Here is a 26,778-nt window from a genome sequence, read left to right as displayed (position 1 = left end):
TTCACTCCTCATATAAAATCTTTAATAAGTCCTGCAGATCATCAAGTGACAGTCCAATTTCTCTGCTATTTGTTATGACTGCACTGAGTTGCTCCTCAATGACCTTCAGCTTCTTCTCTCTTATAACCTCTAGATTTTGCTCTGCAACAAAAGACCCTTTTCCGACAATGGAATAGATAAAGCCCGCCTTTTCCAATTCCTCATAGGCACGCTTCGTCGTTATAACACTAATTTGCAGTTCCTTTGCGAGGTTACGCATAGAAGGTATTGCTGCCCCCTCCTGTAGTTCACCTGCTAAAATAAGCGATTTAATTTGACTGGTAATTTGTTCATAAATCGGTTCCTTTGAACTGTTGGAAATAATTATTTGCATGCCAATACCTCTTCTTTACTTTTTTGAAAACATACTTTACAAATGTCATGTACCGCTTGCTGAAAACAGTCATCGAAGACCAATTTGCATAAATCACTCACACCCTCATATATTGTATATATACTATAATCACATTATATACACACATAAAACAATCGCGCAACCACTTTATTTGAAATTCCAGAAAATTTTATATAAAACAGCCATAAATTAATAGAATAGAAGCCTGAACAAGCATATTTACAATAAAGTATCAGCTATCTAAAAGATGATATTATTCATTTCTAACTATTTGATTGAATTACCACCGTCAACTTTAAAATAACAAATAGAAAGAGCATATTTTGATAAAATACTTATCAAAACATGCTCTTAAGATTTAAAAGATAATATTATATTTAATTACTTTTGATTAAACGTTGGGTATTTAGTGCCAAAATCGTCGTTTGGAAACGTTTCTTTACTTAGTAGTAGTAAATCTGACGATAATCCTTGTTCAACTAAACTGCACCTTTAGTTTGAGTGTAACATTTCACAAACAAAATCTCCTCACTAAAAATCAACCTTAGACTTTAACATAGCCTATTCTTTAAATCATTGTCTAAGTTAAGTATATATTACATAAGCTGATGCTAATGTTTGCGTGTCCACATAAGTCTATTTCTCCTTTAGGGGTGAACCATTTCAACTCATATCCCTTGTCTTATTAACAAAAGGGAAAAAACCTTTAAGCTTGATAAAGCTTAAAGGTTTTTTATATTAAGATATATTCAACAGTTCTTTGTCCTTCCTACCATGCAACAAATGGTATAGAGGAATGCAAATGACGATTAAAACGACCATGGAGAGGAAAATCGGACGATAACCACTATAAGGCACTATAAATCCTAATAGAAACGGACCAATTCCTAACCCAATATCATATAAAATGAAGTAGGTTGAGGTAGCAAGTCCAAATCGATGGGGTGGAGTAACTTTCACAGCGACGCTCTGAGCAATCGAATTAAAATTACCGTAGCCGAATCCAATCAGCGCAGCAGCAAGTAAAAGCATCCACCCGGCTGAAGCTTGGCTGAATAAAAACATACCTAGTGCAAACAAAACGAAACAAGGATAAGCGACAATATTAGCTCCTTTAGTATCTAGCAGTTTCCCTGTGAATGGACGAGAAATAATAACTACTATCGCATAAATTAAAAAGAAATAACTTGCTGCAGATACAAGGTCTACCTCTACTGCATAAAAGGATAGAAATGACATTACGCCAGAATAACTAAATCCTATTATGAGTGCCACCATAGAAATTGGTAATGCTCTTGGTTCTATGAATTTCGAGAGAAGCGAGCTTTTTTCTAGATGCTGAGTAGTAGATTTCGGCAATGCCACATCTATTTTTACCACTGCATAGATGATTAAGCATACAAATGACAATACAATATTTAAAGCAAAAATCCATTGAAAACCATTTTCAGCTTTAAGTAATAGAATACCTATAAACGGACCAATGGCGGTTGCTAAAATGGCACTTAAACTGTAATAACCTATCCCCTCTCCCTTTCTAGTATTAGGTAAAATTTGCGCTATGATTGTTCCGGTTGCAGTACCTGCAATACCAACAGCAATTCCTTGAAGCAATCGAATAATAATTAGAAGTCCAATATTGAAGGCCGCAAAATATAAGATAGATGTAATAGTAAAAAATACTAAACCTGTCCATAGTGTTTTTTTTGTCCCTAAATCGCCTATGACTCTTCCTGTTCCTAACCTTCCTATTAATGAGCCTATTATAAAAATACTAGATACTAGACCAGCTGTACTTGTAGAGGCACCGTATTTTGATTGGGCATAGGACGCAATTGTAACTATTAATAAATAAAACATTAAAGTGATCATAAAATTGATCAACGAAACGATTAAAAATTGCTTTGTCCATAGTTTTTCCTTTGTCACCGTCATCATCTTCCCTTTAAATTAACAAGTAATTTTTCCAATACTTGTTCTGTAATTTGTCTTTCTTGTTCAGTAATACCAATCAGTAAATTCTTTTGTAGGGTATCCACTATTTGTTTCGTCTCTTTATACTTTTCTACCCCGTTATTAGTTAAATGCATTACTTTTTGTCTTTTGTCATGACCTATTCCTATGTAAATTAACTCTTGCTCAATTAGTTTTTGAGCAATTGGAGTCACCGAAGGTTTTTCAACTCGCCAATAAGTAGCTATATCAGTGAAGGTTGAAGGTCCTTCTTCGTAAAGAATACGTATGAGTCCCCACTGAACTTCGGTTAAGCCAAATGGCAGTAGTAAATCCTGCATCTTACTACTGTATGGCCGAGAAATTAGTTTTAATGTCGTGAAAAATGGTTGCATAAAATTACTCCCTTATGGATTAGTTACATTAGTTAGTTAGACTAACTAATGTTAATTGTTTTCGTTTGATTTGTAAAGACAACTATTATATATTTTCGTTTTAAATTTTACTTGTAAAGTACAAGTAAAATATTTATATTCTTTACAAGGGGGAATATAACCGTGGAATATATATGCAGATTATCTAGTGAAAAAGACTGGGAGCAAATCAAATATATTTATGAGGCTGGCAGTGCTACAGGTAACGCAACATTCGAAACGTCTGCTCCTTCATCCTATGAGATATGGGTTTCAAAAGCAGATCAGTTTTGTACCTTTATCATTTACCATGGTGAATTAGTGTTAGGTTGGTGTAGACTTTGCCCCGTTTCAAACAGAGCAGTTTATGCAGGGGTTGGTGAAGTGGGGATCTATGTTCATCCCAAAGCCACTGGAATGGGAATTGGAAATAAGCTGCTTCAAACACTGATCACTAAGTCAGAAGAACAAGGCTATTGGATGCTGCAGGCAAGTATTTTTCCAGAAAACAAAGCTAGTATAGAACTACACAAGAAAAATGGGTTTAGAGTGGTAGGTCACCGTGAACGTATTGGTAGACTGAAAAATAAATGGAGAGATAATTACTTTTTAGAAAGAAGAAGTAGTAAAGTTGGACAGGAATGATCTTCTATTAAACAATTGCTCGTACAATGTAATAGGAATTAGTTACAGACAAGCCATTTGTTTTGTTTGCTTCAAAGATTTCTGTAATCTCTATTAAATCTTCTTTTACAATTTTTTCCATCACAGTTGGGTGCTGTCCAAAGCACCTTTTTCTTATAATATCCATTGGGCTATGGATTAACTCATTACTGCTAATAATTTCTATCTCCCATTCATAATAATTGGCCTCTATTAATCTACTTTTAATCGTTTTTTCAGTAGAATCCAGTGGTAAATTGGCAGTAAAAAGATTTGGAAATAATTCAGATAGTTCATTCTCTTCGTGATTTCCAGGGTGTAGCCCAAGTATTATTCCGCCTTTTTTTACAATATGCTTTAGAGCAGGATAACCTGAAGTTGGTCCCTTTCGAATGTAAGCACAATCAAACTCATTTTCTTTAAAAGGTAAACCTTGTTTAGTGCTTCCTAACACAAAAGAAACATTTTTTGGCTTATTCATTTTCCCATAACCGATAAAATGATTAGTTACATCAAATCCTACTATTTCTTTTGCAATAGAGCTACAATGGATCGCGAATTCACCATGCCCACACCCGACGTCCAAAACCTTTTTGTGTGAAACCAAGTTTATAACCTCTTCATCAAAGATTGTTTCTCCATTAGGCTTAATAATAGTGGAATTCCAAGGGTATAGATAAGTCCCTTGAAACTTCCCAAGCTGGTCGTACCATTCTAACGAATGTGGTGCGATCCATTCAGCAAATAAAGTTGGATTAAGTAATGTCATATTTTACATCCTCCTATTTTGTTAAGTGGGTAGTTTGATTATAATCCTTTACTTTCCAACGATCTTGTTTATATTCTAGATTACTTATACAGGCATTTAACAATTTTGTCTTCCCTGAACCAATTTTACTATCTGAAAGGAGCGCTAATATAGCATTAATGACAGCTCCGTGAGCAACCAAAATTATTTTTTTATTTGGGTAGCTTTGGATGATATCCTTTAATCCTGCTCGCAAAGAAACGTATGTAGACTTAGGTGAAGATTATTTTGATAAGCCAAAAGAACAATCAATTGTACGATATTCTGTTCGAAGACTTGAAAACTTAGGTTACAACGTTACAATCACTGAACCAAATGCCTCCTAATCCAACCCACAATTTGATTCTTATTTAGGCGCTGCACTTTTTTAAAAAATAATTGAGCTGCGTCAGATTTCGTATTGCCTTTTTCTCTAAAATGAAGATTTTAATTTTCATGGGAATTGAAGAAACATAGATTAGAGTATGATCCAAATTCAAATTAAAAGACTGTTTTATAACTGAAATTGTTGCTTTATAGTAAAATTCATTTATATCCTTTTCTAATTTATCTCCTTCATGTTGAAAGCTTACTGTTTTAACCCCAACCTCCACATTACCCTCTTTTTCCAAATTTGTTCATTGCTATAAAAGTACTATTTCTCTATAATTTATTTTTAGTACAATAAAGGAGTCTATTATGTATATTTGGAATATAAATGCACTTATTACAGCTTTAAGGGAAGATTCCTTTACTGAAAAACAGAGGAAAAATTATCGAAGTATCTTTTGGATTATAGCAGCTATATCTATTATATCATTACCAATAGTTTACGATTTTTCTACTATGAATCAAATGGATATTATTGATTTCATTTGCTTTATTATGATCAATGGGATTGGTTTATTTGTATTATTTCGAATCTATAAAAAAGGAAATAAAAAAGAGTTTTTTCTTCCGTATATTAGTTTAGCGATCCCAATTTTACTAAGATACATATTACTTGTTATAGCTTTAAATGGAATTGGATATTTTCTCATTTACGATTTACTACCTAATCAATCTCTCGAGGAAACAAATTTAATGGATTTAACTATTTCAATAATAGTGGAAGTTGTTTATAACTTAATGTTTATCCATTACTTTAAGAAGATTAATAAAAAAGGGATCTAATCATAGGAAGTCACACAAATAAAGGGTGTTACTTATCATTATCGATATGTATCACCCTTTATTTCTTGCTCAAGAATTGCCTGCAATTTGGTAGATTATTCTTCAACTAAACCAGCTAATAGGATGTCAATATTTTTCTCTAAAATTATTATTAATCTTATGTTATACTATTTTGTGCATGACAAATAGCCCTCCAAAAAACTTTTGGAAGGTTTTATCTTAATTACTTGTAACAAGTGATTATGCTATATCTTGGAAAGTTTCTTTGCTATTTAATAAAGCATAAATCCAATGAAGCAGTTTGTTAATGCAGGCTACTATCGCTACTTTGGCAGGCTTGCCTTCTGATTTTTTCTTATCATAGAATTCTTTCAGCTTGTTGTTTCTTGAACTTCTGATTCCGCATAATACGGCAAGATACAAAGCATGGCGTAATCTACTAGAGCCTCGTTTAGTAATACGATTGGTTGTGGCAGTAAACTTTCCTGATGAATGAACACTGGGATCTACTCCTGCAAAGGCAACTAGTTTTTTCGGGTGATTAAACCGTTCGATTTCCCCAATCTCAGAGATTATCGTGGCAGCGATCTTTTCTCCGATTCCTGGAATCGATTGGACAATCTTATAATCTTCTAATTCATCTGCCAAGGTCACTATCCGAACTTCCAACTCCGAAAGGTGTCCTTGGTACTGAAAAAGCATTTCAATATACATTTGAAGATTGATCAAGTGACTATGATACACCACTTTTTGAAATGGATTTCGATAGGCAGAATCCATTAGTTTTTTTGCCTTTTCCAATGCCCATAGACTAGAACGTCTTGGACAAAACTCCATCACACACTCTGCTAGCTTACTTTCTCCAGCCGTTATTACATCTTCTGAAGTGGGATATTTCTTTAACATCAATAAAGAAACCTTTGAATAAAGATCACCAAAAACCTTGCGGTATTCAGGAAACACTTGATCTAGAATAGTGTGAAACTGTAGCTTAGCCTCCACATACATATTCGTCACAATCTCCTGTTGTCTCGATAGATTTCTAAGATTTAAGAGTTGAATCCCTCTTTTTTTATGAGGTTCAAAATCTTCTTTATAATAAAGCATACACAACTGATACGCATCAATTGCGTCTGTTTTTACCTTTCTTAAACTAGATCTCTTCGCTTGATAAGAAATAATAGGGTTAAGCAAGATATATAAAACCTCGTTCTCCTCCAAGCATTGAATAACAGGAGAGTGGTAATGACCTGTAGATTCTAGAATGACTATAGGCATTTGCCCGGTCATCACTTCGATCTCATGTAAGAAGCCTATAAAACGGTCTAAATCCTCTCGTGTATGCTTCATAGAATAACTCTTTCCAAACGGCTTCGATTTATCTAAAAATGCCTGAACTTGGCTCTCTCCTTTTGCCACATCCAGTCCAACTACTGGGTTCATTTAACTTCCTCCTCTGACTCACTCACCAGTACCCCTGTTCCTCCTTGTAGTGTCATAGCTTCGCTTGTTATACGAGATCTATGTCCCAACCAGCCTCAAACATGTTTCTACAAGTAGGGGGTGGACAGTTTAGCCGACGGGATCATTGTCCCACGCACCCGTACGTCCTATCCTGGCTACTGATATATTAAATCCTATAAAAATAAGGTCAACCAGTAAAAACTGGTTAACCTTATAATACGAACGCACCCGTTAGTTGAAGAAGAAAAACTCCTTTTATCCTTGATTTTTTACAAATTGAAGAATTAAAAAGTTAACCCAAGTTATTATGGGAATCGCAAATATCAAGACAGGAAGATCAGTATGCCCAAAACCAAATATTTTTGCTTCATCATCTATACTATATAGGACCCATGTTGTTCCTGATAAAAACAATAAATTTGTTATAAACGCTGAAAACATGCTAATCCTTTTGTTGTTTTTCTTTTTTATTATCCAAACAGACACCATCGTCGAGATAAGTAAAGAAAGTAAAATTATGATGTAATTCAACTCTATACCTCCCTATATTCTTGTTTAACTAACCTGCTGCTTTAATTCAATAAGAAAAAAAGGCTTTACTCCTTCTTGAAGTAGTCGAGTAGAAGGGAACCTCTCTACCTACGGTAGATTGTGTTCCTCCCCCCTCACAGAACCGTGCTTGCGCTATTTACGCACACGGCTCCTCCTAGTCATCATTCACAAAATATAGCTAATCTCTTTTCTTAAGTCGTATATATTCACCTTAATTCTTGGTGAAGGTAACGGATATTTATGAAGAAAGAGATTGAATTTATCCCAAGTAAAGGATTTCCTTTGACTTCTTCTGTTGAGCCATTTAAATAGTAAGTATTGGATTTTGTCTTTGAATTGGTGAACACTTGGAGTGTTATCCGTAATGCAATAGTAGTTGTAATAACCTACAAGTGAGCGTTTAAATCTATCCATAATCATATGAATATCATTATTTCGGTTCTTCTTTATCCATTCTTTAGATTCCTTTAGTTTAGCTTGTAGCTTTTTCCTACTTGATTTCCGTTTCACACGAAAGTGTCCAGTTTTACTCTTTCCACAGTAGTGTGTAAAACCTAGGAAATCAAAGGTGTCAGGTTTTCCATTTCCCTTTAGTTTTGCATCTTTCTCCGCAAACCTCCCGAAGGGAATGATTTTGGTTTTATCCTCTGCTATTTCTAAGTTAAACTTCTGTAATCTCAGCTTCAATGATTGAAAGAATTCCTGAGCTTCGCTCTTATATTGGAAGCAACACACAAAATCATCTGCATATCTAACTATGTATGCATGTCCTTTACACTGTTTTTTAACTTCCTTCTCAAACCACAGGTCCAGAACATAATGAAGGTATAGATTGGCTAGAACCGGAGAGATGACTCCACCTTGCGGTGTGCCTTTATCTGTCTTGTATTTCTTTCCTTCCTCCATGTATCCACCTTTAAGAAACCTACCAATTAATCTTAGTAAGTTAGGGTCAGTAATTCGCAGTTTTAAGAACTCCATCATCCATATGTGGTCAACGTTGTCAAAGAACCCTTTAATATCTACATCTACTATATAATTTACTGATTTCTTTTCAATGTAATGATTTAATATTTTCAAAGCATCGTGGCAGTTACGATTTGGGCGGAACCCAAAAGAGCAGTCTAGAAAATCGTTTTCATAGATGGCATTTAGTATTTTAGTAATGCCTCTCTGTACAATCTTATCTTCATGTTCCGGTATCCCCAACGGTCTTTTCTTGTTGGAGTTAACCTTAGGAATATACATTCTCCTTACGGGAACTGGATGATAACTTTTACTTTTAAGCCTACTTACTAAATCTTCTATATTTTCCTCTAGTGTTTCACCGTATTGCTCTTTAGTTGTGCCATTAATCCCCGTTGCCTTCTTATTAGGTAATTCAAGATGACATTGAACTAGAGATTGCTTATTTAGTAAATGTACAATAGATGTAAATTTCATTTTCGGATCAGATTTTGCTAATTCTGCTATCCTTAATAGTTTTGTTTCCATTTAGTATTCCTACCTCCGAGTGTAGTAAATGTGTCCCTAGTAAGGGTGATAACTTGGTAGCAGCCTTTCCTCCATCGGCATTACCCAACTTCATTGGTACTACGCTGCTATCCGACTCCCTAAACGGCATTTGGTTTCCTTGCTTATTATCACTTGTACACCATACTCTTCACTAAGAAGAGACCGCTAGGGTCTCCCGAGTTGCCGTATCATATCCATGTGTGACGTGCCAAGGTCTCTGACCCCAGAGAGGCTTTATCCTTCTTGCCTTTAACGATGGATAAAATGTAGCTTTCTGCCGTGCTTAAAGCATCAGCCCTCTCGATTTACTAACATTATGGAGCTCAATCCCTTCAACCAGTTGGCTTTCGGCCCGCCACCTAACTGTCTACGCTTAAAGGCTAATGTTACCATTAGCCCTCCAAGACTCGCTACGAGTGAATGGCTAGTTCTTTCTCGGCGGGAATCCCACCCGCTATATGATACGACCTATGCTCGGCCGCACAAGCACATGTTAGTTGAATAAGAAGATGTAAATTATAAACAGTAAGGAAATCGCTATGATAGATTTAATCCATAATATTTTTTTACTTATACCAGCTTTCCCTTCAAGATAATTTAAATAAATCATTGTTAAAGGAAAACCTAACAATGCATATGAAGAATCCCCACCGACGGTTTCAACATATTTATATAATCCTACTACAATAATGAGAAGTCCTAGAGTACCAATAGACATATTAAAATATAAAGTGCCTCTATCGTTTTCTTCCAATTTTTCTCCCCCCAGTTTTATATCTCTATTTACTCCTTCTTGAAGTAAAGCACCCGTTAGTTGAAGTATTTACCTTTCTTCTCATTAATGATGGTCGAGAATTCTTCATATTCTTTAATTACTTGCTTCGATAAGGGGTGAGAATCTTCTTCTACTCCTATAGGAATTCCTTTACTGCGTTGTTCTTGAAGGTATTCTGAAAAACCTTTATCTATTGCTTTAACAAAATTCTCAAAATTAAATTTATAATTGCGAGTAATGTATTCGCCTTCGTAGTAAGTTGAATGTTCAATAAGTTCATGGTAAGTTGAATGTTCAATAAGTAAATCTTCATCCTCTACAGTAAAATAATATCTCACCGCAAAACCGAAACTGCTTATTTCAGTTTTGTTCATTTTTCCATTCCATAGCTGTAACAGAAAAAATAATAAAGAAGGAAATGAAAAGAATGCAATCATAAATTTGAAAAGGACTTCTTGACCATCCCCATTTAATTTAATTTCAATATCGCCAAGTCTAAAATCTATATCAAAACGACATACATATTGGTTTTCCAAAAAATCACTCCTTTAATTTCCTTATTGAAGTAAAGCTACCCATTAGTTGAATAAGATTTTTTTAGTCAGAGATGATGAATACATTTTCTGCAACTTGCTCTTGGTCGGTAGAATTTGGGTTTTCAATTAAATCAAAGGATACTTTTTGACCTTGTTTAAGGAATATGAACCCATTCGGAAATCTTTCTTTATCAGGTAAAATCGAACTGAAATGAACAAAAACATGATTTCCATCCTCACCGTCAAGCATAATACGACCATAACCCTTTTCTTCTTTAAACCATTTAACAATTCCCTCTCGTTTCATATCTGTTCGACCTCCAATTCATTTTTTTACTCAACTAAACTGCCGCGCTAGTTAACTAAGAAAAAAGGCTTTACTCCTTCTTGAAGTAAAGCATCTCGTTAGCTTAATAAGAATTAATCAAGTTTGCCTTTTATTATTTTTTATTACTTTTTTCTTCCCATATTTTTATTAAGTTTTCGTGATATTCATTTGGACTTTCTATTAAAATCCAATCATTTGAATGGCAAGTTGTGGGCATCCATTTTTTACGACGAATTCTTATCTTTTCGTGATTTGTATAGTGTGGATAAATAACTGTAGAGGTTCCAGTTTTACCTTTATAATATTCAATACTATCTATTTCATCCCAATAAACTTTATTACCGTTCAAATCAATTACAATTCCTTCATCATCCCAATAAAATCCCATTCCCTCTCTTCTTTTTTTTAATAGGTATATAGCGTACCCAATAAGAAGAAATGGAAAAATGAATCCAATAATTAATGTGTAAGAAAGTCCACCCTCTTTTAAACCTAAAATAGTCAATATACAAAATAATATTCCAAAAGACATAAACCCCAATATAGGTACCCAAGAAATTCTATAAATTCTAACTTGTTCCAAATATAACAACACCTTTTTATACTGATTTATTGTTATTTTATCAGTTTTTCTTATTGAACTAAACTGCTTCGTTAGTTCAATAAGAAAAAAGGCTTTACCCCTTCCGAAGTAAAACACAACGTAGACAAACTAAGATTTACTCTTAATTAAATCTATTAAATAATACATAAGTGCAATTAAAAATGATAGCACTATAATAATTATTGTACCGAAAGTAAAAATCCAAATTTCGATATGGTCACCGCTATCAAACAAACCACTCAATAGAAAAAATAAAATTACACTAGCTAGTAATGTTAAGAAAAATTTACTAATATATCTTGACATATTCTACCCCTTCTACAATTCAACTATAATTACTATTTCGACACTCGGTCAAATTTACCTCTTATTAAACTAAACTGCGCCGTTAGTTAAATAAGAATAAAGACTTTACTCCTTCTTGAAGTAAAGCACCTCGCTAGTTAAAAAAGATATTATTCAAATTTAATCAATTGAAATAAGACCATTCGTAATTGTTATAAAGTTTGCGTTACCACCGACAATACAAATTATATATTCCCCATCCACCTTCACATCAAAAGAGGTTGTCAGTTTATCAGAAACGGGGGCTGAAAAAATCTCTGTATATTTCCCATTTAATATGTATCCAACCCCAGTATGACTTAAGCCATCGGGGATTATGGTTAAATCCACCAATACATTATCTCCTTCTTTTAATTTCAACCCCTGGCTTTCTCCATTTAATAAGAAAATATCACCATTGTTCAAATCCTCATTTTCAAAATAATGGTTATTTCGGGATTTCTCTTTCAATGTAATATTAATTTTATTCCAGTTCTTTAGAAATTCATCATCAATTTTAACTTCATTTGTTTCTTCGGCTACTTTTTCAGAAGTGTCCTTGTTGACTAACAATATGGCCAACGCAGATATTCCAAGAAGTGCTACGACTATAATGCTAAACAGGTAATTTTTCATAAACTCATTCCTTTCACTAAGTCTTTTTCTTTAAATTTCCTGATTATTACTGTTTCGACAACCAATCAATAGTTCCTGCTTAAGATATTGCCCAAGTTATCGAAGGTTGACTAATTAAAATCACTTTAATCAAGACATCTGAGACGATACCAGGAATGGTTAATCACCAAGAGCCCTCATGTTTTAATAAAAGGCTCTTACTCTCCTGCTACTATTAAGCTAAAGAGTGCAATAATAAAAGCTTTCTTAACCATTCTTTATAATGATAAATATATTAATGAACCTATATATGAAGGCTTTAGAAAAGCAACTGTTCGGAAAGATGAACGTCCAAACCGAAACCTGGGTCCCAAAGAAGTAATCTTTAAGCTGTCTTCCTTCAAAAAATAGAACATCACGTGAAGTTTGCAATTGTGCATGTATTGTCTACTACGGGAATTAGAAATGAAGAATTTTGTAAGTTGCAGGTAAATGACTTGAAAAGAGATACTATCTTGGGAGGACATTATCTAGAAATCATAGGTAAAGGAACAAGCGTAGGCAAGTACCAGTGAAAGAGAAAGTGCTTAATAGCATTAAAGCATTTCGCCGCTCTAGAGGATTACCACCTATAGAAAAAGCAGAATCGAATGCTCCTTTATTTACTACAAACACAGGTAAAGCCTATACCCCCTCCTACCTAGCGCAATATGTAAAAAAAGAAAATGCAAAGTTGTATCTTAACCTGAAGGATGAAGTAGTAGAACTGACACCACATTACTTTCGACACGCTTTTGCCATTATTTCACGACTAAATAAAGTAGAGATATATGACATTATGAAATCGCTAGGACATGAACGGTTAGAAACAACGGAAATTTATTTAGAAAAAGTATTCGCAAAAGAAAACCATCCTGTTCATAGTTGGAAACCGGAGTTGTTTGGAGAGTATATATAATAAGAAGAGATTCAATTTTACAAGTTATTCTACTAACCTCATACAGCAAAAAATAAAAGCAACCATTTTGAAAGAGATTGTTCAAAATGGTTGCTTTCTTTCGTCATGATTTTCTCGATTATTAAGTGTTCCTTATTCAATTAAAGCACCCTTTAGTTTAAGAAGAACTGAGACGCTTATTAAACAATCGCGCCCGATAGCTTCAAACTTTTATTTATGAGATACATCATAAAAAACGGTGGTATAGTAATCAAAACCTGCCCAGAAATCTCCTTGTAAATTACCTAACATCCTTTGCAAATCACTTCTCGAAAAAAATTTTCCGTTTCTTATAAATCTAATCCGCTCTTCCAAGTTCAAGAAATTATTTATGCTGTCAACCAGGTATATCCTTTCTTCTCTGGAATAATCTCCTTCAGAAACAAGGTCTAACAGGGTATTTCTTGCCTGTTGTACTTCGAAAAGCATTCTATCCAGTTTATCTTTGTCAATTGTTTTGGAGTCCGTGCCGATCAGCCATTCTTGTTCAAAAATCGGAAGAATAAATTGAGTTCGATTTACGGTAGGATTGTAATTATCACTTCCTAAATCCTTTTTTAGATCCTTCTCATAGGCAGCTTTAAACTCGCCAATCTCTTCTTGGTAGGTTTTGCCATTATGAGTTCCCGAACCAGGATGATATGTAAAGCTTTGATGGATGCTAAAAAGCGATAATGGATAATACCATGATATGAAAGCTATAACAAGTACAATAAATACTCCTGAACCTATCCTCCAGACCTTCCGATTACGTTTTGTATTCATATAAATCCCCCTTTATCTTCAGACTAATCCGCTTGTTTATTCAGATGGTTATATAACCATCTGGCTCGATTGTTGAATACAAGTTAAACAACACTCTTCAACTAACCTGCTTCGTTAGTTTCAGTGTAACATTTCACAAAGCATATCTGGGATCAACTTAATGTTTTGGACATAAAAATAGACCATCGAAAGGATGGCCAAGATTTGCTAAAGCACCTCGTTAGCTGAATAAGAATTATCCATTTATTTTGCATAGGAAAATTTTTAAGGGGTTATTGTTTTCTTCTACCCCTTCATCTTCCTCACGAATATCTTCAACGGGAAAGCCATCGTGATAAGGAAAACTAAGAAATTCTTCAATGACAGGTTCGAGGTTATCAATAGTTTCAATTTCACAACTGAACGGTAGCTTAGAATCATAATCCGATATTAAATTAAATCTTAATTGTGCAGCTTGCCAATCGAACCATACATAAAAAAGCATACCCTTATTAGACATTTTAATTTGTTTACTTCTGTTGGAAATAACCTCTCTAAAAAAATCTTTAAAATCCTTAACACTCAACTTAATATTCATTTCGTTACTAACAGAAATTGACCAAGTGTTGTTTGATATTTCTTGGTCTATGTCCTCTTTACTATTTCCAATAAACAAAGGGTCAACCACAATTTCTTCAAGGTCTTGAAAGAATTCATTTTTATCCATATTGTCTCCCTATCAAAACAGCTTTTATTAACTCTATTTTACCATTTCTTATTGAACTATACCTTCAAACTTAACCAAAGATTTGTGCAGTAATAGCAAATAACTCTTTATTCCTATATGGCATATTAATAGAGTTCTTTATCATTATCGGAGGATTACTAACTTTTACAAATCCACTTTTCTCCAAGAATAACATTAACTTGTCATTATTGGATGGCACGTCAATCCTTAACTTTCCTTGATGATTAAGAATTAACCCATCGATTATTAAAGCAGCTGTTTGTGAATCTGGTGCTACAATAGGTCCTATTAATAGATTTATTGGTCCTAATATGGATAATCCGAATCCAATAATCTTCCCCTTTAGATTTCTAACAACTAAACATTGTTTTGATTGATTTATCCTGTTAAGAAGTAATTTTCTTCTCTTATCACCAAATGCAGCCGAATCTAATTCAATAATTTCATTAATATCATTCTCACTGTATTTCTCTAAGGTAATTTCTCGATTATTAAACAAGTTAGTTGGAATATAGTTATCACTTAAAAACTTATGTACATGGTCGACAGTATTAAAACCCAATTTTTCATATAAGGGTTTCCCATCTTCAGTTGAAATTAACATTATTGAAGTATTTTGAGAAACACTGTCTATACATTTTTGAGTAGCCTTTTTTCCTAAGGCTAAACCTCTATATTTTTCATTAACAATAACCATACCAATTGAAGCTAAATCAGTATCATAAGGTATTATTGCAGCACTCGAAACAATTTTCCCATCAGCATTTTTATGTCCGTATATTTTACCAGATGACATAACAGTTCTAATTTCATGCTCATCATAATCCCAACCAACTGAGGCAGAAAGTTCTATTAAACCTAAGACATCATATTTATCAAATTCCACTAATTCTAATACTGTTTTATTGTCTGTATGCATTAGAAATCCCCCTAGTTTTATTTCTATTCTTATCATAATTTCCTATCTAGCCTTATTCAACTAAACTGCACCGTTAGTTTAAGAAGAAAAAAGGTTTTATCAAACTTATTGGAGAACTAATTGCAACTGGGCTGAGGAGAGAGAAACTTGTGGAGAAGTTTTAAAATAAAACAAATGGGTTAAATGATGAAAAACCTTATTTTTAACTATATAATATAAGAAACTCAAGTAAATTGGACGTGAGATGCATGGAAGAAATTCATATACCAGCAGATAATATTCGTATTATTAGTACTTCAAGTAAAGGTGACCAATCAAAATGGTGTGTCGGAGATAAGTGGGTTAAACAAAATACTCGTGGCTACGAGGGACAAGCCGAAGTATTAGCATCACTTGTGTTAGCATGCTCTACATTACAAGAAAAAGATTATGTAAACTACTATCCTTGTAAAATTATTTTACCAAATGGTGAAATTTCCATGGGCTGTTATTCGCAGGATTTCAGAGGTAAGCTACAAGAAGTCACGCTTGAGCGTTTATTTGAGGCAAACTTTACGACGACCGACCATGTCCTTAACGATAAATCTCTTTCTACACAAGAAAAGTTTGAGCAAATTATGCAACAAGTGCAGGACTTTACCGGACTGAATGTACGAGAAGATATTGCTAAATTAGTAGCGTTTGATGCACTCATTTTAAACGAAGATCGTCATACGAATAACATTTTATTCTTATACAATCCTGTTACCAAAGTATGGAGACTCGCACCGATTTTTGATAATGGACTAAGTTTGCTATCCGATGAAAAGGACTATCCACTAGGTAAACCATTATCAATTTTAAAAAGAAAAGTGAAAGCAAAACCATTTAACTCAAGCTTTACTAAACAGCTCGCACTCTATACCGGTTCAGCATTCATCTATAAAGCTAAATTATTAGAAACACTAAAAATAAATTCAATTGATTTTGGTCGAGCACAACAAGTGTTACTATCACAGTTAAACGACCCTATCTTCAAACATCTTTTCATTGAAGGAAGTGAATCAAATTGATTGATTATATGAAGTTCGAGGTCATGTGGATGGACGATGTAATTGCTACAGTTGATTTAAAACCCGCAAATGGTGGCACACCTTATGTCGTGAACTATATAGTAGACTTTAATAAACAATTTTCACCGATTATGGAAGGTCATATTACGCTAGAAGAACTGGAGAAGTGGCTTAAATGGCGTACGTTTCCACCAACACGTGCCAATGCCGATGAGTTACTCAAGAGTCTTGGTTTGCAAGCGTATAATCGTTGGGGCATTGTTCGGAAAACACATGGTGTAATGGCAGATGATGAGATTTGGCTTCGTTTTAAAGGCGAAACCTTAACACATAAGGATGTTTGCCTCCGTAAAGACCTTTATTATCCTGATTCATCCGGTGAAAATACCCAAATAATTATCTAATTTAAAAGCCGCTGCTTCAATGAGCAGCGGTCTTTTTGTTGACTAATCATCTACAATCGAGTATATAGTATCATTACAAATATGTTAATAACATTAAATCACCAACTTATTAATATTTTTTCGTGTTCTACTAAACTCCGATTTTGGTTATTACACATTATTTACGGAATGTGAAGTAACTTAAAACCCCCTAAATTTAAAATGTAGAATATATTCAGCCCTTTGAATGAATAATAAAACAATTAAATTTAGTATTATTAACATTGGAAACACGAATTATATTCACTCGTTATCACTTTGATGTAACTATTTTTTATCTATGGAGGTTTGAAAATGGATGTTTATATGCGTTTAGAATTGTTCGTACAAAATTTGAAAAGGTCTGTTGACTTTTATAAAAACGTAATTCAATTAGATTTATATTCTCAAAATGAAACTAGTGCTAGATTTAGATCCAAAAATCTCAATATACTTTTAACGCAACAAAATATTCTTTCAAAGGACCATTATTTCAGTAATATTAGCACCTCCCGAAAAGGAGTTGGTGTAGAGATAATCATTATTGTTCCTGATATTCAAAGTTTTCATCAACGTGTAAGTGAGATGAAAATTGAATTAGAATCCCAACTAAAACAACAAGAATGGGGCCTGAAAGATTTTCGTTTGGTCGATCCAAATGGATATTATTTAAGAATCTCTTCACCCCCTAACTGATCACTCTGTTTTATTTACTTTTATTATATTTTAAAATGATTTAACCTTTCTTTAAGGATGATAGTTTTACCTTTCGTCTATTGTGACTATTGCTACGATCTTTCTACGAACAACGAGTTACATTATTCTATCTAAAGTCGATTGACTACATAAAAAAACACCACAACTGACACATACCTTATTAAAGGTTGTATCAATTGCGGTGCTTTTATTAAACATATTATTATAATTTCAAAAACGTATTTTTAATAGAACCAGTTACTTTTAACTCTTTTTTAAACTGGTATAGTTATAGTAAATATAGTCCCTTTTCCTTTTTGACTTTTTACTTCTACATTTCCTTTTAATGTGGAAATTGTCCCATATACCATTAGCATACCTAATCCTGTACCCTCTTTTTTATTAGAATAATAAGGTTTCCCCAACTGGCTTATTTCTTCGGAAGTCATGCCTATTCCTTCATCCTCTATCGTAATGATTAGATTTTTTCCTTGCTGTTCGGCCCGTACAAGAAGAAGTCCCCCCTTGCCTTTCATTGATTCTACACCATTTTTTAGTAGATTAATTATGCACTGTTTCATTTGATTTTGATCAAATTTAATCTTCACTGTGTTCTGAAATAATAGCAAGATTTCGACTTCATGGAATTTAGCATAAGGCATCATAACATTTTTAACGTATACTAATTCCTCTTCTAATGTAGATTGAACCATATGAACCGATTGAGGCTTAGCAAATGCTAAAAAATCATTTAGTATGTTTTCAGCTCTATTTAACTCCTTCAAAGAATAATCAATATAAACTTTATCATTTGGAGTAATATCTTTTGAGACGCTTAATAATTGTAAAAAGCCATTTGTTACAGTTAGAGGATTTCTTATTTCATGAGAGACACTCGCAGATAATTCGCTCATCACATGCAACCTCTCCGCTCGAAGAAAATTATCTCGCTGTTTAATATTAGATAAAATTTTCTCGACCATACTCAAGTTAAACAACATAACTATGACATATGTAACAATAATATAAGCAGCAACAGTCCAATATTCAGTAGTTAGTTTGTCAAAAAAAGTAGTAAGAGAAATTAAATAAGTCAAATCGTTGATTAATACCATTAAAATACCAGTGAATATTCTCTTCTTAGGGGAATAATTAATAAACCTTTTGTGCATTAGTGGAACAATAGCAAAAGCTACAGTTGAGAAAATAAAGGATTGTATAACTCCTTCTCCCCCTACAAAAAAACGTACTATATTTAAAATAATATAAAGTGGAAACAATTTCTTATAGCCACCGTAAAGAGCCAAAGTGAAAAACGGTATGTATCTTAAATCAACTGTAAAACCTAATTCTAATCTAATTGGATAAATCATGCATAAAATCATTGATATTGATGAAGATAGTATGAAAAAGTATATATATTCTTTTCTCTTTTTGTTATCTAAAAAGACGACAAAAAGTAGAACAGGTAAAGTAATAAATAATATATTAATCAGAAAAGTTTGTAGCAACCGAATGCCTCCTTTCAGCATCAAAAATTCTCATAAGACTAAATTATATCATATATATTATCCATGTTTTTATATTACATTTTTTCTAATAATAAGATTCTTGAAGAAAAAAGTTTAAAGTTATTATAATGAGGTAGACATAAAGTAGGCCTAACACATTAAGTAAATAAAAGAACAATTTGAATGGAGGAATTTAAGATGAAGAAAAGAATATTCGCTTTACCAATAGTTTTAAGTTCAGCATTATTGTTAGGAGCTTGTGGAGATGATGATGATGCAGATATCAATGATATTGAAGTAGAAGACCCAACTCTTGAAGATGACGGACAAAACGATTCTGGTTTGGATTCAGAAAATGAAGGAGAAGTAGATACGCAGGACGACCAAGATAGTACAACAGGTACTGATGGAACGGACGACACCACTGGCGCAGAAAATAGTGAAACAGAAGGCACTGAAACAGAGGCTGTTCCAGATAGTTCAACTGAAGCTAAATAATAACCAAACGCTCCAAACCTTAATGGTTTGGAGCGTTTTATTTTTCTTTATAAACTAATTACTATTAAAAATCATTTTTATTGTAAATTCATTTCATTCGTTCTATTAATTATTAATGATTTCTGCTTCTTTTAATATAGTTATAATTAGTTCATGATCATCAATTACGTATGGTACTTCCTCTGGTTCGACCCAAATACGTGTAGTTGCTTCATTCTCTCTTAAAAAGGGAAAGCAATCTTCAATATCTAAACGATAGAATAATTGATAGCCGATGAGAGGGTATTTACCATTTACTATATAAAAAGGATTGTCTTTGTGGTTAACCTCAATCGCTCCAATATAAGTTGCATCTCCTTTGACATAGCCTTCTTCGTAAATTTCTCTATGGAGAGTTTCTTCAGGAGTTTCATTAGCTTCTACATGTCCGCCTGGCATATTAAATCCTCTATTTTTCACTCGAACTAATAACACTTTTCCTGCATGAAAACAACAACCGTGAACACTAGTCACAATATCTTCTTTCAGGACTACCTTTGAAGGCTGCCATATTAGCTTGACTGGATGCCCTCCCCACACTACTGTTATTTCATTAGTCATTACGGGCTCCTTTTTTCTAACAAAGAATCCTTCATTTAATTGAGGACATTTTTATGTAGAATGTATGTATATAATTACTTTTGTTCTAATTACTAAAATATATTAGTACATAAAAAATAAATACTGAAGCATCCACTTCATCCTACGCTTGAGATTAGAAACATTACTCCCTTTTATACATAGCGTTATGTAAGTTTTTTAAGGATTTTTTAATTTGAAGCTGTGTATTTATACTTTCTCCACGATACGATAAACGAAAATACAGTGACTTTAAGAAGTTCATGACATTAGACCTATATTTATAAAAGGTTAAAGAATTCTCTTCACGACTTACTGTTGGGTCTAATAATTTTTCAAAGTTGTGCACCCAATCTATAAGTATCTCCTCCGATAATCCTTTTTCTAAAAGTGCCTCTACTGCAAAGAGTAGCCGCTCATCCTCATCGTCCTGGAAAACATAATCCTTCCAAATACATGCAGTTATTGTTGTAAGGCATTTCTCACTATTTAACAAATTGAAGGATGGGTGGCTAATAAGAGTTTCTAACAGATCTGCTCCATGGGCAATACTATGCGCCCATCCTTTCCCTTCTACATAACCTCTTACATCTTTTTCTGATTGTAAGTATATAATCGTTTTTTCAAACACTTCTTCTAACAGCTGTTTTTCCAAAAATCCTTTTGTTTTATCCTTTTCTACTATCAAAGCTATTACTAATGACGAAAACGACCTTGTAAACACAGTGTCGGTTTCTACTTCACCTATACCTTTAAACAAATACTCCTTCGATAAACAACTAATCAGGACTTTTTCCATGAGTTCATTCGATAATTTATTGTCCTTTATTAAAAGATAAAATGAAGAGTAAATTAAACTGTCTCTTAGCTCAGCATCGATTGTTCCTATATTTTTAAGCATTTCTGTTACTAGTTCTTCTAAGTTATCTATCTCTCCTTTTTTACTTTGCCATTTTCTTAATACAGATTTTATCTCCATTATCATTCTCCTTAATAACATTCTCTTTTATTAAATTCAAGACAAAGGGATACTTTTCCTGCTTGTTGTTCTAGAGGAAAATATTTTTCCCACTAAACGATATATCTTTTCTGTACATTTATCAGAATATCATCATTATTACTTAAAAAATTATTAACAACTCTTTTATTACCTAATATTTTTCCCAATTGTAAAATTATACAATTAAATTAATATTATAGATGAAGTAAAAATATGAAAAAGGAGTTGTATTATGAAAAAATCATTCGCAGCTTTATCATTCACGGCAATGTTATTAGCTTCAACTTCCTTTAGTGGTGCCTCTGCCAACAGTTACTCGTACCTTGACGAAATTTTGACACTCCAGCCAGACGTTTCTAGCAATGAATTAATGTCCAGCGTAGAAGAAATTGCAAAAAACACTGGAGAAGCAGAGCAACAAATTTTAGAACAAATCTACAAAGAGTTAAAGAACGATCAAGCTCAGGGATTGGCAGAAGCAAAATCCAATCAAACAAGCGGTGATAGTGGCGGGACTGTAAGCGTAGGCAACAGTACAAAAGGTAACTTCTACTACACGCCTTCACAAACTGCATACCTTGATCATGGGCACGTAGGCTTATATTACACTTCCACAACTATAGTAGAATCCGTGCCATCAGCTGGAGTACGTACTATTTCCACTACAGCTCGTAAAGTGGATAGTTCAGGCGCATTAGTCAAATCAGTAAGTACTACTACAACTAATAGAAATAATGCAGCGAACTGGGCATACTCACAGGTAGGACAGAGTTATTCATACAATTTCGCTACCAATCGTTCTACTGGTCACAATGGAGCTAAAAACTGCTCTAAACTTATCTGGTCGGCTTATAAACTTAATGGTAATTTAGATTTAGATGATGATGGAGGCCTTGGTGTATATCCAAGAGACGTTAGAGATGCTCCTAGTACAAAATTAGTTAGAAATATTTAAAACAAAATGGCAATAGGCACAAATAGCATTGCTGCCTATTGTCATTTAACCTTTAGGAGGGTTATATAAATGAAAAGAAATATTATAACTATTATTGGAATGTTTGGCCTAGGGGTTTTCTTTTATTTTACTTACACTTTATTTTTCAACCCTACAAGCGCAGATAGTAATTTGCTTCTATCTATAGCTGATTTGGAGAAGGAAAATTTTTTACATAATAAAAAAGCTATTATCTACCTGTCTACTACCGCTGATCAGGATATTGACGGAGAAGGATTTAGCTTTGCGGTTTTTATCGATCAGAAAGGTAAGGCACAAGCGCTAAAAATGGAAGGCTTGGAGTTAGGTAGCACGGCTGTTTATGAAAACAGTGTTTTTCTAGAGGAAAAAAACAAGGTACGGATAGTTGGGGAGGATTATAAAGAATTTCCAATGAAAACGGACCAATACACTGGTGAGCGTACTGGTTTTATCGAGAACAAAAATATATTTTTTAGTATTTATAATAGTGGATTCACTCAAGACGGAAGCGGCTATCTTTCTGATGTCCGTTTTGGAAACAAAGAAAAATTTCAAACAGATAGCATTCCCTTTTATATTGCTTCCTCTGGGATAGAAGGCGACAAAGTTAATATACTTACACAGGATGTTGATAAAAACCAATTCGATTTAAGGCAAGTTACTTTTGATAGTTCATTAGAGGTCGATCATTTGACTATGTTAGACACACCAAAGAATGAATTTTTTAATTCATTGGCTCCTTTGCTTTCAGATAAAAAAAATTATTATTTGATACTTTCATCTGTAATTGATGATTTTAACGAAAAAACTTCCCTTTACCGAATTGCAAAGGATACTTATGAGCAGGAGGTTTATGATTTTATAGAATATAAAGACATGAAGGATTTGGTGTCCACTATTCCTTATAATTTTAAAAACTCTGCTCATATTCACCAAGACGTTTTGTATTTTATCAATGGTCTAGGAGATGTATATACATTCGATACAAAAAACGAAGAAATTCAAAAGAAATTTTCCATAGAAAATGCTAGTAAATCAAAAATCAGACACAACGAGGAAACTTATTTTAAAGATAACTCACTTTATGTGCTAAGATATAGCGATGAAAAAAAAGAAAAATACTATTTAGAGGAATATAATTTAGACAATGGTAGCCGTGTAAATACTTTAGATATTACTGGTTTCCACGATTTATTATCAAGTGTTCAAAAGAAAAGTATTTATTCTTACGATCTAAAAGTTTTAGAATAGTTAAAGACCGCTCCATCTAAAGAAAACAAAAAGGAAGCACCAAATTGGTTCTTCCTTTTACTAATTTATTCATTTATATATTTGACAACGGCCATCTCTTTTCCAAACCTATCACCATTATTGATGAACCCAAGTTTTGAATATAGATTATGTGCTCCTAGATTGTCCGGGTGATAACCAACTACCATTTTTTTCACATCAGGTAGTTTAGACATTTCGAAAAGCATCAGTTCTGAAGCAATCCTTCCAATGCCCTTCCCTTGAAATTTCTTATCAATCATTATTCTATATATCCAGTAGCCATCAAGCTCTTCTTTAACCGAATTATACATTAGAAATCCAACTATAGCTCCATCACAAATAATCGCATATGGCTTTAAGGTAACTTCAAACTTGGACTGTGCGATTGAGATTGCATTTGTATCTATATATTCTTTCTGTTCCTCAGAAATTTCTAGTTGGCAGCATTCATACCAGTTTTCTGAACTTAATTCTTGTAATCTTATTTCCACAAAGTTTCCCCTTTTTGATGGTTGAACGCTAAATTTAACTAATTTAAATAGGACTTTCACCTTTTTTGTTTTGTAATCCCAAACTAATTAGTTTATTTATCATATTGAACGCCCCCCTGTTAAAAATTAAATTGATTATACTTTCCGATTATAACATAAGCTAGATTATAATTTTTCTATCCATTATAAATTTTCAGACTCTTGAAATTTAGTAGCTTTTTCGTCTGCGTAAACAAGTTAGGTCGATTTCACTAATAAAGTCTGGCCGTTAAGATAAAATGAAGTTCTTTATTGTAATCGTACCTAGATTGCTTTATTAACCCCATGCTCATAAAAAAACCACCTTTATTTTAATAAAGGTGGTTCTACATTACATTTGTTGTTCTTTTGTTGGTCCCATTACTCCTGGAACTTCTAAACCAGCTTGACGAAGTAACACGGTCATTTGACCACGGTGATGAGTTTGGTGGTCAACGATTTTACGTAAAATTTGCCCACGCTCTAACGTTGTACCGAAAGCTGGAACTCCCTCCACTAAATCTTTGTCTGTTAAAGAAGAGGCTGCATTTACAAGTGATTTTGCCATATTATCATAAGCTGTCACAATTGCTTTTGCTGATGCTGGTATTTCTTTAGGATTACCCACTGTAGGTAATTCAAGCTTAGCAAACTTTGCTAAGAAAATCGGTGCTGTTGTTAAATGCCAAGCTAACCAACCAAGTGTGTTATGATTTTCTACTATTGCTTGATCTAGCTTATCGTCTGTCATAGCCTTAAAAACATTTGCTGTTCCTTCCGCCGACATTGTCCATTCCTGTATAAAATCCTCTACTTTACGATACATTAATATACGCCTCCTTCATAGTTTCCTTTTTAATTTTAAATAAAATAATTGCTTATTCAAGGAAAAGGACTTGAAACAACATATATGCTTGTTAGGCATTGTTAACATTCTTATTCAATTGATCAAATTCATCTTGAATAACCAAGGTGTCAATTCTTTCAAATAGAGGAGTAATGTTCTCTATCGTTTTCCCTTTGACATGAACTGGCTCCCATTGGAAATTGTCCATTCTCAATATCTTCCGTACTTCTTCACTAGAAAAGGGCAAAAACGGGAATAACAATTGAGCGACATTTCCAATTATATAAACGCAAGTTGTTATAGTATTTTTACTTGTATCCCTTTCTTCTTTAATTTGTAGCCAAGGTTTTTGCTCGTCAAAGTATTTGTTAGCATCCCGAATATAGGTAAAAATAGTTTCTAAGGCTGTTTTAAAATGAGCCTCTTCTATTAATTTGCCGATTCTAATATACAAGCTTTCGGTTTGTTTTATGATTAAATCATTAATTTCTTCTTCGGGTATCTGACCTGCATATGATTTTTCTATAAACTTTAATGTACGATTGATAAAGTTGCCATATGCACCTAATAGCTCCCCATTATGACTATGAATAAATTCTCTCCAGGAAAAATCTGTATCTCTATTTTCCGGAGCATTAATTGTTAAGAAATACCTTATAGAATCAGGATGATATTTTTCCAAAATATAAGGAGCCCAAACTGCCCAGTTTTGGCTAGTAGATATTTTTTTCTTTTCCAATGTTAGATATTCATTAGATACGATATGTGTTGGAAGAGCTTTATGACCGATTCCCTTTAGTATCGCTGGCCAGATAAGTGTATGAAAAGGTATGTTATCCTTTCCATGAACGTAGTAAGATATCGTCGCTTCATCCCAAAAGCTTTGTACATCCTTATTATTTTGTAATCCCCACTCCTTACTCGCTGAATAATATCCAGAAACAGCTTCAATCCACACGTAAATTTTCTTTTCTTCATAGCCTTTTATAGGAATACTTACTCCGTTTGGAAGATCTCTTGAAGCCGCCCGATCTTTAAGGCCCTCACTCAAATATCGCTCTGTCAGTTGAACGGCATTGTCTCGCCATGCATTGCTTTTCTTAGAAACCTTCACATAGTTCTCCAGTTGCTCCTGAAAGCTGCCTAGTTCAAAATAAAAATGTTCTGTTTTTCGTATACTCGGTTCATTACCACAGAGTTTACAGCTTCTGTTTGTTAAATCTAAAGGGTCTAAAATTAAAGAACAGCTGTCACATTGATCTCCTCTAGCCTTGCTTCCACAGTTCGGACAAGTTCCTTCTACATATCGATCCGGTAAAAACTGCCTATCCACTTCACAATACGTTTGTTCTATTTCTTTCTTGTAAATATAACCATTCTTCCATAGCTTTAAAAAAATATCTTGTACGACAGCGTGATGATTGGGGCTATCTGTTCTGGTAAACATATCAAACGTAAAGCCCAAACGTTTAAAGGTATCAACAAACTCATTATGGTAGCGATCTGCTATTACTTTTGTTGTACTACCTTCAGAGTTAGCGCGAATGGAAATTGGCGTACCATTACAATCACTCCCAGAAACGTATAATACATCTTCTCCTTTTAACCTAAAATACCTAGCTAATATATCGCCTGGTAACAATGCAGCTATGTGCCCCAAATGTAACGAACCATTGGCATACGGCCACGCTCCCCCTATTAAAATACTCATTTTTATCTCTCCTTATTTAAGATACTCTTTTATAAAATCTAACGTTTAAATCATTCCATAAAAAAAACCTCCCCCCTATCGAATAATCGATAAGGACGAGGGTTAAATATCCCGTGGTACCACCTTAATGCTCAAATAGCTCACACTACTTGACTCCATAAG

At 33.6% G+C, this 26,778-nt stretch carries 31 protein-coding genes, 2 pseudogenes and 1 other annotated feature (1 of these 34 cut by a window edge); of the genes and pseudogenes, 10 read left to right on the top strand and 23 right to left on the bottom strand.

Annotation, left to right across the window (positions count from 1 at the left end; genetic code table 11):
- Position 1 precedes the first annotated feature (1 nt).
- The 4 genes and pseudogenes from D0S48_RS01480 to D0S48_RS01465 form a co-directional block, all read right to left on the bottom strand.
- On the bottom strand, positions 2-373 hold the full coding sequence (locus D0S48_RS01480; protein ID WP_151109584.1) for a GntR family transcriptional regulator: 372 nt from the start codon (positions 371-373) through the stop codon (positions 2-4).
- A gap of 612 nt (positions 374-985) precedes the next feature.
- A pseudogene (locus tag D0S48_RS01475) lies at positions 986-1,070 on the bottom strand (PhzF family phenazine biosynthesis protein); the annotation flags it as partial.
- Positions 1,071-1,132: 62 nt separating this feature from the next.
- On the bottom strand, positions 1,133-2,329 hold the full coding sequence (locus tag D0S48_RS01470) for an MFS transporter (RefSeq protein ID WP_191696916.1): 1,197 nt from the start codon (positions 2,327-2,329) through the stop codon (positions 1,133-1,135).
- On the bottom strand, positions 2,329-2,742 hold the full coding sequence (locus D0S48_RS01465; protein WP_151109581.1) for a MarR family winged helix-turn-helix transcriptional regulator: 414 nt from the start codon (positions 2,740-2,742) through the stop codon (positions 2,329-2,331). The genes D0S48_RS01470 and D0S48_RS01465 overlap by 1 nt, the downstream gene beginning before the upstream one ends.
- Positions 2,743-2,904: 162 nt before the next feature.
- Between D0S48_RS01465 and D0S48_RS01460 the strand changes: the two genes are divergently transcribed.
- Positions 2,905-3,405 (top strand): GNAT family N-acetyltransferase, encoded by a 501-nt coding sequence (locus tag D0S48_RS01460; protein WP_225321662.1) that lies wholly within the window; start codon positions 2,905-2,907, stop codon positions 3,403-3,405.
- A gap of 7 nt (positions 3,406-3,412) precedes the next feature.
- Here D0S48_RS01460 and D0S48_RS01455 read toward each other — a convergent pair whose 3' ends face one another.
- Both D0S48_RS01455 and D0S48_RS01450 read right to left on the bottom strand, forming a co-directional pair.
- The gene (locus tag D0S48_RS01455; protein ID WP_151109577.1) at positions 3,413-4,192 is read right to left on the bottom strand and encodes a class I SAM-dependent methyltransferase; all 780 of its coding nucleotides are present in this window, start codon (positions 4,190-4,192) and stop codon (positions 3,413-3,415) included.
- 13 nt (positions 4,193-4,205) lie between these two features.
- Complete coding sequence (locus D0S48_RS01450) at positions 4,206-4,373, bottom strand: histidine phosphatase family protein (protein ID WP_255475377.1); 168 nt, start codon at positions 4,371-4,373, stop codon at positions 4,206-4,208.
- Between the two features lie 28 nt (positions 4,374-4,401).
- Here D0S48_RS01450 and D0S48_RS01445 point away from each other — a divergent pair, with 28 nt between their 5' ends.
- Entirely contained in the window at positions 4,402-4,557 is a 156-nt protein-coding gene (locus tag D0S48_RS01445) for a hypothetical protein (RefSeq protein ID WP_191696913.1), read from the top strand.
- 352 nt (positions 4,558-4,909) lie between these two features.
- The gene (locus D0S48_RS01440; RefSeq protein ID WP_151109573.1) at positions 4,910-5,383 is read left to right on the top strand and encodes a hypothetical protein; all 474 of its coding nucleotides are present in this window, start codon (positions 4,910-4,912) and stop codon (positions 5,381-5,383) included.
- A 240-nt stretch (positions 5,384-5,623) separates the two neighbouring features.
- Here D0S48_RS01440 and D0S48_RS01435 read toward each other — a convergent pair whose 3' ends face one another.
- From D0S48_RS01435 to D0S48_RS01395, 8 genes are all read right to left on the bottom strand, one after another.
- Positions 5,624-6,826, bottom strand: a complete 1,203-nt coding sequence (locus D0S48_RS01435; RefSeq protein WP_151109571.1) for an IS110 family RNA-guided transposase — start codon at positions 6,824-6,826, stop codon at positions 5,624-5,626.
- Positions 6,827-7,102: 276 nt separating this feature from the next.
- Positions 7,103-7,378, bottom strand: coding sequence for a hypothetical protein (locus D0S48_RS01430; protein ID WP_151109569.1), 276 nt, complete (start codon positions 7,376-7,378; stop codon positions 7,103-7,105).
- Between the two features lie 186 nt (positions 7,379-7,564).
- Positions 7,565-8,893 carry a group II intron reverse transcriptase/maturase gene (gene ltrA / locus D0S48_RS01425; RefSeq protein WP_151109567.1) on the bottom strand — a complete coding sequence of 443 codons (1,329 nt, stop codon included), beginning with the start codon at positions 8,891-8,893 and terminating at the stop codon, positions 7,565-7,567.
- Between the two features lie 514 nt (positions 8,894-9,407).
- Positions 9,408-9,668: a hypothetical protein gene (locus tag D0S48_RS01420; RefSeq protein ID WP_151109565.1), complete on the bottom strand. Its 261-nt coding sequence runs from the start codon at positions 9,666-9,668 to the stop codon at positions 9,408-9,410.
- Between the two features lie 56 nt (positions 9,669-9,724).
- Positions 9,725-10,225, bottom strand: a complete 501-nt coding sequence (locus D0S48_RS01415) for a hypothetical protein (RefSeq protein WP_151109563.1) — start codon at positions 10,223-10,225, stop codon at positions 9,725-9,727.
- A gap of 61 nt (positions 10,226-10,286) precedes the next feature.
- Entirely contained in the window at positions 10,287-10,532 is a 246-nt protein-coding gene (locus tag D0S48_RS01410; protein WP_151109561.1) for a cold-shock protein, read from the bottom strand.
- Positions 10,533-10,665: 133 nt separating this feature from the next.
- The gene (locus D0S48_RS01405; protein WP_225215957.1) at positions 10,666-11,136 is read right to left on the bottom strand and encodes a hypothetical protein; all 471 of its coding nucleotides are present in this window, start codon (positions 11,134-11,136) and stop codon (positions 10,666-10,668) included.
- A gap of 486 nt (positions 11,137-11,622) precedes the next feature.
- Positions 11,623-12,117 (bottom strand): hypothetical protein, encoded by a 495-nt coding sequence (locus tag D0S48_RS01395; RefSeq protein WP_151109557.1) that lies wholly within the window; start codon positions 12,115-12,117, stop codon positions 11,623-11,625.
- Positions 12,118-12,658: 541 nt separating this feature from the next.
- Here D0S48_RS01395 and D0S48_RS01390 point away from each other — a divergent pair.
- Positions 12,659-13,054, top strand: a pseudogene (locus D0S48_RS01390) (tyrosine-type recombinase/integrase); the annotation flags it as partial.
- 210 nt (positions 13,055-13,264) lie between these two features.
- Here D0S48_RS01390 and D0S48_RS01385 read toward each other — a convergent pair.
- The 3 genes from D0S48_RS01385 to D0S48_RS01375 form a co-directional block, all read right to left on the bottom strand.
- Entirely contained in the window at positions 13,265-13,858 is a 594-nt protein-coding gene (locus tag D0S48_RS01385; protein ID WP_151109553.1) for a hypothetical protein, read from the bottom strand.
- A 235-nt stretch (positions 13,859-14,093) separates the two neighbouring features.
- On the bottom strand, positions 14,094-14,564 hold the full coding sequence (locus D0S48_RS01380; protein ID WP_191963850.1) for a hypothetical protein: 471 nt from the start codon (positions 14,562-14,564) through the stop codon (positions 14,094-14,096).
- Between the two features lie 70 nt (positions 14,565-14,634).
- A complete protein-coding gene (locus D0S48_RS01375; protein ID WP_151109551.1) occupies positions 14,635-15,504 on the bottom strand; it encodes a GNAT family N-acetyltransferase in 870 nt (289 codons plus the stop codon).
- A 248-nt stretch (positions 15,505-15,752) separates the two neighbouring features.
- On the opposite strand from D0S48_RS01375, the gene D0S48_RS01370 reads away from it, so the two are divergent.
- From D0S48_RS01370 to D0S48_RS01360, 3 genes are all read left to right on the top strand, one after another.
- A complete protein-coding gene (locus D0S48_RS01370; RefSeq protein WP_151109549.1) occupies positions 15,753-16,556 on the top strand; it encodes a HipA domain-containing protein in 804 nt (267 codons plus the stop codon).
- On the top strand, positions 16,553-16,960 hold the full coding sequence (locus tag D0S48_RS01365) for a hypothetical protein (protein WP_151109547.1): 408 nt from the start codon (positions 16,553-16,555) through the stop codon (positions 16,958-16,960). Before D0S48_RS01370 ends, D0S48_RS01365 begins: the two co-directional genes overlap by 4 nt.
- Positions 16,961-17,293: 333 nt before the next feature.
- Positions 17,294-17,674 carry a VOC family protein gene (locus D0S48_RS01360; RefSeq protein ID WP_151109545.1) on the top strand — a complete coding sequence of 127 codons (381 nt, stop codon included), beginning with the start codon at positions 17,294-17,296 and terminating at the stop codon, positions 17,672-17,674.
- Between the two features lie 275 nt (positions 17,675-17,949).
- On the opposite strand, the gene D0S48_RS01355 is transcribed toward D0S48_RS01360, so the two are convergent.
- A complete protein-coding gene (locus D0S48_RS01355) occupies positions 17,950-19,185 on the bottom strand; it encodes a sensor histidine kinase (protein WP_151109543.1) in 1,236 nt (411 codons plus the stop codon).
- A gap of 198 nt (positions 19,186-19,383) precedes the next feature.
- Here D0S48_RS01355 and D0S48_RS01350 point away from each other — a divergent pair, with 198 nt between their 5' ends.
- Complete coding sequence (locus D0S48_RS01350; protein WP_144536092.1) at positions 19,384-19,683, top strand: hypothetical protein; 300 nt, start codon at positions 19,384-19,386, stop codon at positions 19,681-19,683.
- Positions 19,684-19,788: 105 nt separating this feature from the next.
- On the opposite strand, the gene D0S48_RS01345 is transcribed toward D0S48_RS01350, so the two are convergent.
- Together D0S48_RS01345 and D0S48_RS01340 are read right to left on the bottom strand one after the other, a co-directional pair.
- Positions 19,789-20,283 (bottom strand): NUDIX domain-containing protein, encoded by a 495-nt coding sequence (locus D0S48_RS01345; RefSeq protein WP_151109542.1) that lies wholly within the window; start codon positions 20,281-20,283, stop codon positions 19,789-19,791.
- 163 nt (positions 20,284-20,446) lie between these two features.
- Entirely contained in the window at positions 20,447-21,280 is an 834-nt protein-coding gene (locus D0S48_RS01340) for a DUF2785 domain-containing protein (RefSeq protein WP_191696895.1), read from the bottom strand.
- 253 nt (positions 21,281-21,533) lie between these two features.
- Between D0S48_RS01340 and D0S48_RS01335 the strand changes: the two genes are divergently transcribed.
- Positions 21,534-22,256, top strand: a complete 723-nt coding sequence (locus tag D0S48_RS01335; protein ID WP_151109538.1) for a YiiX/YebB-like N1pC/P60 family cysteine hydrolase — start codon at positions 21,534-21,536, stop codon at positions 22,254-22,256.
- 69 nt (positions 22,257-22,325) lie between these two features.
- A complete protein-coding gene (locus tag D0S48_RS01330) occupies positions 22,326-23,528 on the top strand; it encodes a hypothetical protein (RefSeq protein WP_151109536.1) in 1,203 nt (400 codons plus the stop codon).
- Positions 23,529-23,593: 65 nt separating this feature from the next.
- Here D0S48_RS01330 and D0S48_RS01325 read toward each other — a convergent pair whose 3' ends face one another.
- The 3 genes from D0S48_RS01325 to metG form a co-directional block, all read right to left on the bottom strand.
- Positions 23,594-24,040, bottom strand: a complete 447-nt coding sequence (locus D0S48_RS01325) for a GNAT family N-acetyltransferase (protein WP_151109534.1) — start codon at positions 24,038-24,040, stop codon at positions 23,594-23,596.
- Positions 24,041-24,410: 370 nt separating this feature from the next.
- Positions 24,411-24,884, bottom strand: a complete 474-nt coding sequence (locus tag D0S48_RS01320) for a DinB family protein (RefSeq protein WP_151109532.1) — start codon at positions 24,882-24,884, stop codon at positions 24,411-24,413.
- 91 nt (positions 24,885-24,975) lie between these two features.
- On the bottom strand, positions 24,976-26,616 hold the full coding sequence (metG, locus tag D0S48_RS01315) for a methionine--tRNA ligase (RefSeq protein ID WP_151109530.1): 1,641 nt from the start codon (positions 26,614-26,616) through the stop codon (positions 24,976-24,978).
- An 88-nt stretch (positions 26,617-26,704) separates the two neighbouring features.
- Positions 26,705-26,778, bottom strand: a binding site (T-box leader); it runs 189 nt beyond the window's last position.

This window comes from Psychrobacillus sp. AK 1817, from assembly GCF_008807035.1.
Taxonomy (GTDB): Bacteria; Bacillota; Bacilli; order Bacillales_A; family Planococcaceae; genus Psychrobacillus; species Psychrobacillus faecigallinarum.
The sequence above is the reverse complement of the archived record's forward strand: the minus strand, read 5'-3'. Positions and strand labels throughout refer to the sequence as shown.